The sequence below is a fragment of the Empedobacter falsenii genome (assembly GCF_019308355.1).
Lineage (GTDB): Bacteria > Bacteroidota > Bacteroidia > Flavobacteriales > Weeksellaceae > Empedobacter > Empedobacter falsenii_B.
In genome coordinates this window covers 25,133-31,351 of the sequence record NZ_JAAGKM010000032.1, presented here as the reverse complement: position 1 = coordinate 31,351, position 6,219 = coordinate 25,133, and the positions used below count along the sequence as shown (strand labels likewise).

The window sequence follows — 6,219 nt, the reverse complement described above, 5'->3', positions numbered from 1 at the left end:
ACAAAACCAACTGATTTTGATTGTAATGCTTAAAATTCATAAACAACTGTATGATTATCAGATATAAATATACGAAAACCCTCAATAATAACAAAAAAAAAATCCGCCTCAGTTGTGAGACGGATTCTTTTGTTGACTATTATTTTTGAGATGTACCTTCTGGTTTAAGATATAAATCGAAGTAATCTGTAATTTTTTGCATCAAATGAACGCGATCTTTTCCACGAACATTATGCTCATGTCCAGGATAAACAAAATAATCCATTTGCATACCATTTTTCACTGCTTCGCGAATAAAATCAATCGAATGTTGCCAAACAACCACATTATCTTGCGCTCCGTGAATCATCAATAATTTACCCTTTAAGTCTTTTACACGGTTAATTAAATTCGTGTTTTTGAAACCTTCAGGATTATCTTGTGGCGATTCCATGTAACGTTCCGTATACATAATTTCGTATTGCGTCCAATCTAAAACTGGTCCACCAGCAACACCAACTTTGAAAACGTCAGGTTTACGTAACATGAATGATGTTGTCATAAATCCACCATAAGACCAACCATGAATTCCCATACGTTCCGCATCTACGAAAGGTAAAGTTTTCAAGAAATCGACACCTTTCATTTGGTCATTCATTTCTGTAGTTGCTACATTTCCGTGAATCGCTTGTTCAAATTTAAGACCTCTATTCGCCGATCCGCGTCCGTCCATTGTAAAGACAATATAACCTTTTTCCGCTAAATGATCGTACCAAAGATTTCCTGTTGCAGGAAAACGATTTGTGATTAATTGCGCGTGAGGACCATTGTACAAATAAACGATAACTGGATATTTTTTCGAAGAATCAAAGTTTGTTGGATAGATTAATTTTCCATACAAATCTGTTCCATCATCTGCTTTTAATGTTACATTTTCAACTTTCGCCGTATTGTAATTTGCTAAAGGATTTTGAGCATTTAAGATATTTTGTTTGAATTTTCCGTTTGCATCCAACACATCAATTTTACGAGGCGTGTTATCATTACTCCAATTATCAATTGCATATTCTCCGTTTGTTGAAACCGAAACATTGTGCGTTCCTGCATCAGTTGTTATTTTACGCAATTTTCCATTTTCCCAATTCACCGCATATAAATGACGATCTTTCGGAGAATCTTTTGTTGTCATGATTAAGAATTCTTTTTTCTTCGCATTTTCTCCAACAAGATCTGTTACAATCCAATCTCCTTTTGTGATTTGGTTTAATAATTTTCCGTCTGTATTGAAACGATACAAATGCATAAAACCATCGCGTTGCGACCACCAAACAAACTCGTTCGTTTTTCCTGGAATAAAATGCAATTCGTTTTGAGGTTCTACATATTTTGCATCATCTTCTTTGAATAATGTTTTAATCAATTTCCCTGAAACTGCATCATATTGATTCAATTCCATGTGCTTTTGATTACGAGAAAGTAAAGCAATATAAATATGTTTTTCGTCTGGCGACCACGTAACCGAAGTTAAATAATGATCTACTTCTGGGTGAGTTTCTAAGAAAGTCGTTTTTTGAGAGGTTGGATTATAAACACCTAACGTAACCGTATGATTTTTTGTTCCAGCAAACGGATATTTGATATTTTTGTTTACAGCAGGTTGTACAGACCAATCGATAATTGGATAATCTGTAACCGCTGTTTGATCCATTCTATAAAATGCAACTAAATTCCCTTTTGGAGAGATGAAAATTCCTTTGTGAATCCCGAACTCATTTTGATGAACCGATTTTCCATTCACTATTTCATATTTTCCGTCTTTGGTAATTTGATGTGTTTTTCCAGCTTTATCAACAAAAAATAAATTGTTGTCAATTACATATCCAACTTGATTATTCGTCGCGTCAAATTCTATATTTTCTGCATTGTCAGGTAATTTCAACCAATCGGCTTGTTGACCAGCAGTTGTAATTGTTTTGTAACCTGTTTTTGTCGAAAAATAAGCTTGCTTATCATTGATCCAATTCAAAGAAGGAATTCTTTTATTCTCAAATTGAGAACTTCTAAAAATTGTATCCGTTTTAAGAGATGGAATTTCTTTCTTGATTAAAGCTTCTCCGTATGATGTTTTTACATTTTGCGTGTACGCATTTTGATTCGGAATCCATTGTACTTGATTTAGATTCTCGATACGTAAATTTGTCGATAATCCAAGTACAGCATCCTCCATTGTGATGTTCTTTTTCTGAGCAAGTAAACTCGCGCTCATCAAAAGTGTACTCAATAAAATTGTTTTTTTCATGTGTGATTTCTATTTCAAATATTGCCCAAGGGCTTCTAAGTTTTTCTTTTCGTTTCCAATAAAAATTTTGTCTCCATCTACCACGACAGGACGTTTTAGGAAAGTATAATCTGATAAAATATAATTTTTGATATCATCTTCAGAAAGCTGTAGATCTTTCAATCCTAATTTTTTGTAATTCTGTGCGCGACGTGAAAATAGAGCTTCGTAATTACCAGCTAAATTCTTCATTTCTTCTAATTCTTCTGCTGTTATCGCAGTCGATTTTATTTCATGCAAATCAAAACCTGTAAAATCAAACTCTTTCATAATACGTTTGCACGTATCGCAAGTTTTCAAAAAAAATACTTTTTTCATTTCTCAAAATCTTTGGTTTTGTAAAGATAAATAAGTTTCATCGTTTTGCAGAATGATAAAGAATTTTGTCAAAATATATTTCAAATCGATAAAAAACTATCTTTGCAAGTATGGAAGAAACTAATTTTTTGCGTTTAAACAAATATATTAGCGATAGTGGTTTTTGTTCGCGTCGCGAAGCAGATCAATACATCGAAAATCGTTTGGTGCAAATTAATGGACGAGTTGCTAAAATTGGGCAATTTGTAGGACCAAATGATGTGGTGACTGTAAAAGGTGTCGAAATAGAACCGCGCGAAAAGGAGCATGCGGTTTATATTATGCTGAATAAACCTGTGGGCGTTACGTGTACAACAGATTCTACAGATCCAGATAATATTATCGATTTTCTTTCGTTTGGAGAACGAATTTTTCCGATTGGTCGTTTAGATAAAGATTCGCAAGGATTGATTTTATTGACAAGCGATGGTGATATTGTGAATAAGATTTTACGTGCTGGAAATAATCACGAAAAAGAATATATCGTAACCGTTGATAAACCAATTACGGATGAATTTTGCGAAAGAATGTCGAAAGGTGTTCCGATTCTTAACCAAGTTACGAAGAAATGTAAGATCGAAAAAATAAGTACAAATGTTTTCAAAATTACATTAATCCAAGGTTTGAATAGACAGATTCGTCGTATGTGCGAATATTTTGGATATGGTGTAAAAAAATTAGAACGTGTTCGGATTATGAATTTAACATTGAATGTAGGAATTGGTCAACATCGAGATTTAACGGCAGAAGAATTAGCAGAAATCAATCGCTTGACGAAAGATTCGGAAAAACACGAAGAAAAGAAACCAGCTTCAAAATCAAAAAAATCATCAGCGAAAAAAACAAAAGAAATTTCTCCAGATTTTAAAGATTCGAAAGGAAAATCAATTAAAAAGCCAGTAAAAAAATCAACAACTCAAGCCAGAGTAGGAAAAAGTAAACCACCTACAAATACGAAAGGAGGTAAATTTGGTAAAAGAAGATAAAATCAAAAGACGAATATTTTTCGTCTTTTTTTATACATTTTAGTCAAAACTAACTTCTATCATGTCATTTTACCAAAGATTCAATATCTTTATAAAGTAAAATCTTAAAAACACATGAAGAAAATTGTTTATTCGTTGCTTTTTATAGCGATGACTTTTGGTGCATCGGTAAAAGCACAAGAAAATGTTACTTATCAATTGCCTCCGCAAGAAATTTTACAATTGGCAGATGCAGATATGCCGCCGTCAATTAGTACAGATCGTAAAGCGGAGAATGCATTTTTGTCTTATAGAAGTCGTTATAAAACGATTAATGAATTGTCAGAAACGGAATTACGTTTAGCAGGATTACGAATTAATCCAGTTACAAATATTAATTCACGTGAAACATTCAGCGAGAAAATTACTTATTTTGATTTAAAAACTTCAAAAGAAAAAACGATTGCTGGTTTACCTGCAAAAGGTCGTTTTTCTAATCAATCTTGGAACACTTCTCAATCGAAATTTGCCGTTACAAATACAACAAATAAAGGTGTAGAACTATGGATTGTTGATGTAAAAACACAAGCTGCAACAAAAGTTTATGAAGATAAATTAAACGCAAACTTAGGTCGTCCTTTCAATTGGATTTCAAATACAGAATTAATTGTGAATGTAATTCCAGCTTCTAAAAAAGCTTTGATTGACACGAAAGATGCGATTGCAACTGGACCTACAGTTTCTGTTGCTGACGGAAAAGAAGCGCAAAACAGAACCTATCAAGATTTATTACAAAATAAAAATGATGAGTTTAACTTCGAACAATTAGCAATTTCTGAATTAGTAAAAGTAAATATCGAAACAGGTGCAAAATCGAAATGGAAAGACGCTGCGATGTACACAGATATTTCGACTTCTCCAGATGGACAATATGTTTTGGTGAACGAAATCAAAAAACCTTTTTCATATTTAGTAACGTACAATAGTTTTCCTTCAACCAATATTGTGTATGATATCAACGGAAAATTAATAAAAGAAGTTGATCATAAAGAGTTACAAGAAGTTGTTCCGAAAGGATTTTCTTCGACGATTATGGGAAAAAGAAATTTGTATTGGAGAGCCGATAAACCAAATACTTTATATTGGGTTGAGGCTTTAGATGGTGGTGATGCAAATAAGCCTGCGGAATATCGCGATGGGCTTTATCAAGTTGCGGCGCCTTTTACTGCGAACAAAGAATTGTTGGTAAAAGTAAAAGATCGCTATAGAGGAGTGACTTGGGGAAATGATGAGGTTGCGATTGTGAGAGATGCTTGGTATAACACGCGTAACGAAAGTAGTTATTTGTTCAATCCGTCAAATCCAACTCAAGAACCAATCCGTTTTTTCAGTAGAAACTCGCAAGATGCATACAATAATCCTGGAAATTTTGTAACTGAATTGAATGATTATGGTTACAATGTTTTAGCGATTAACAAAGGAAAATTGATGTTAGTTGGAGAAGGAGTTTCTGCGGAAGGAATTTTACCTTTTGTTGATGATTTTGATATCAAAACGCAAAAAACTTCTCGTTTATGGAGAGCGCAGAAATCAGATAAATTAGAAGCGATTGCTCGTGTTATCGATCCGAAGAAAGGGATCATTTTAGAACAAATTCAATCGAAATCAGATTATCCAAATTTATATGTTCGTAATATTTTTCAGAAAGGAGGAAAGCCAAAACAAGTAACGTTTACAAAAAATCCTTTTGAAGCAATGAACAAAGTTTCGAAAGAGTTAATTACGTACAAACGAGCTGATGGTGTAGAATTATCAGGAACTTTATACTTGCCACCAAATTATGATAAAACGAAAAAGGAAAAGTTACCAATGTTAATGTGGGCTTATCCTCGCGAGTTCAAAGATGCATCTACGGCTGGTCAGGTAACAACTTCTGAAAATAAATTTACTTCTCCTTCTTACGGAGGTCCTATTTATTGGGCGTTGAGAGGGTATGCGGTATTAGATGATGCGGCTTTCCCGATTATTGGAGAAGGAAAAGAAGAGCCAAATGATACCTTCGTTCCTCAATTGGTTGCCAATGCAAAAGCTGCGATTGATGCGGTGGATAAATTAGGTTTTATCGATCGTGAAAGAGTTGCGGTTGGTGGACATTCTTATGGCGCATTTATGACAGCAAATTTATTAACGCATTCTAATTTATTTGCGGCAGGTATCGCACGTTCAGGTGCGTATAACCGTACATTGACGCCGTTTGGATTCCAGTCAGAACAACGTAATTATTGGGAAGCTCCAGATGTTTACAACACAATGGCGCCTTTCCAAAATGCAGATAAAATGAAAACACCATTGTTGTTAATTCATGGTGAAGCAGATAATAATACAGGAACTTTCCCGATGCAATCTGAGCGCTATTTCAATGCATTGAAAGGTTTGGGAGCGACAACTCGTTTGGTTTTATTACCAAAAGAATCTCACGGATATGCAGCCAGAGAAAATATTCTTCACATGTTGTGGGAACAAGATCAATGGTTAGAGAAATATGTGAAAAACAAAGGAAAAAATTCTGAAAAGAAATAA

4 protein-coding genes are annotated in these 6,219 nt (G+C 34.0%); 2 read left to right on the top strand and 2 right to left on the bottom strand.

The window, feature by feature from the left end:
• Positions 1–139 precede the first annotated feature (139 nt).
• Both G0Q09_RS11525 and G0Q09_RS11520 read right to left on the bottom strand, forming a co-directional pair.
• Complete coding sequence (locus G0Q09_RS11525; protein WP_219034978.1) at positions 140–2,278, bottom strand: S9 family peptidase; 2,139 nt, start codon at positions 2,276–2,278, stop codon at positions 140–142.
• A gap of 9 nt (positions 2,279–2,287) precedes the next feature.
• Entirely contained in the window at positions 2,288–2,635 is a 348-nt protein-coding gene (locus G0Q09_RS11520) for an arsenate reductase family protein (RefSeq protein ID WP_219034977.1), read from the bottom strand.
• Between the two features lie 110 nt (positions 2,636–2,745).
• On the opposite strand from G0Q09_RS11520, the gene rluF reads away from it, so the two are divergent.
• Together rluF and G0Q09_RS11510 are read left to right on the top strand one after the other, a co-directional pair.
• A complete protein-coding gene (gene rluF / locus G0Q09_RS11515) occupies positions 2,746–3,660 on the top strand; it encodes a 23S rRNA pseudouridine(2604) synthase RluF (protein WP_125349204.1) in 915 nt (304 codons plus the stop codon).
• A 114-nt stretch (positions 3,661–3,774) separates the two neighbouring features.
• On the top strand, positions 3,775–6,219 hold the full coding sequence (locus tag G0Q09_RS11510) for an alpha/beta hydrolase family protein (RefSeq protein WP_219034976.1): 2,445 nt from the start codon (positions 3,775–3,777) through the stop codon (positions 6,217–6,219).

What these genes read in the sequence shown, in the direction of transcription:
- G0Q09_RS11525 (WP_219034978.1), bottom strand. Translation starts at nt 2,278, where the DNA reads ATGAAAAAAACAATTTTATTGAGTACACTTTTGATGAGCGCGAGTTTA.
- G0Q09_RS11520 (WP_219034977.1), bottom strand. Translation starts at nt 2,635, where the DNA reads ATGAAAAAAGTATTTTTTTTGAAAACTTGCGATACGTGCAAACGTATT.
- rluF (WP_125349204.1), top strand. Translation starts at nt 2,746, where the DNA reads ATGGAAGAAACTAATTTTTTGCGTTTAAACAAATATATTAGCGATAGT.
- G0Q09_RS11510 (WP_219034976.1), top strand. Translation starts at nt 3,775, where the DNA reads ATGAAGAAAATTGTTTATTCGTTGCTTTTTATAGCGATGACTTTTGGT.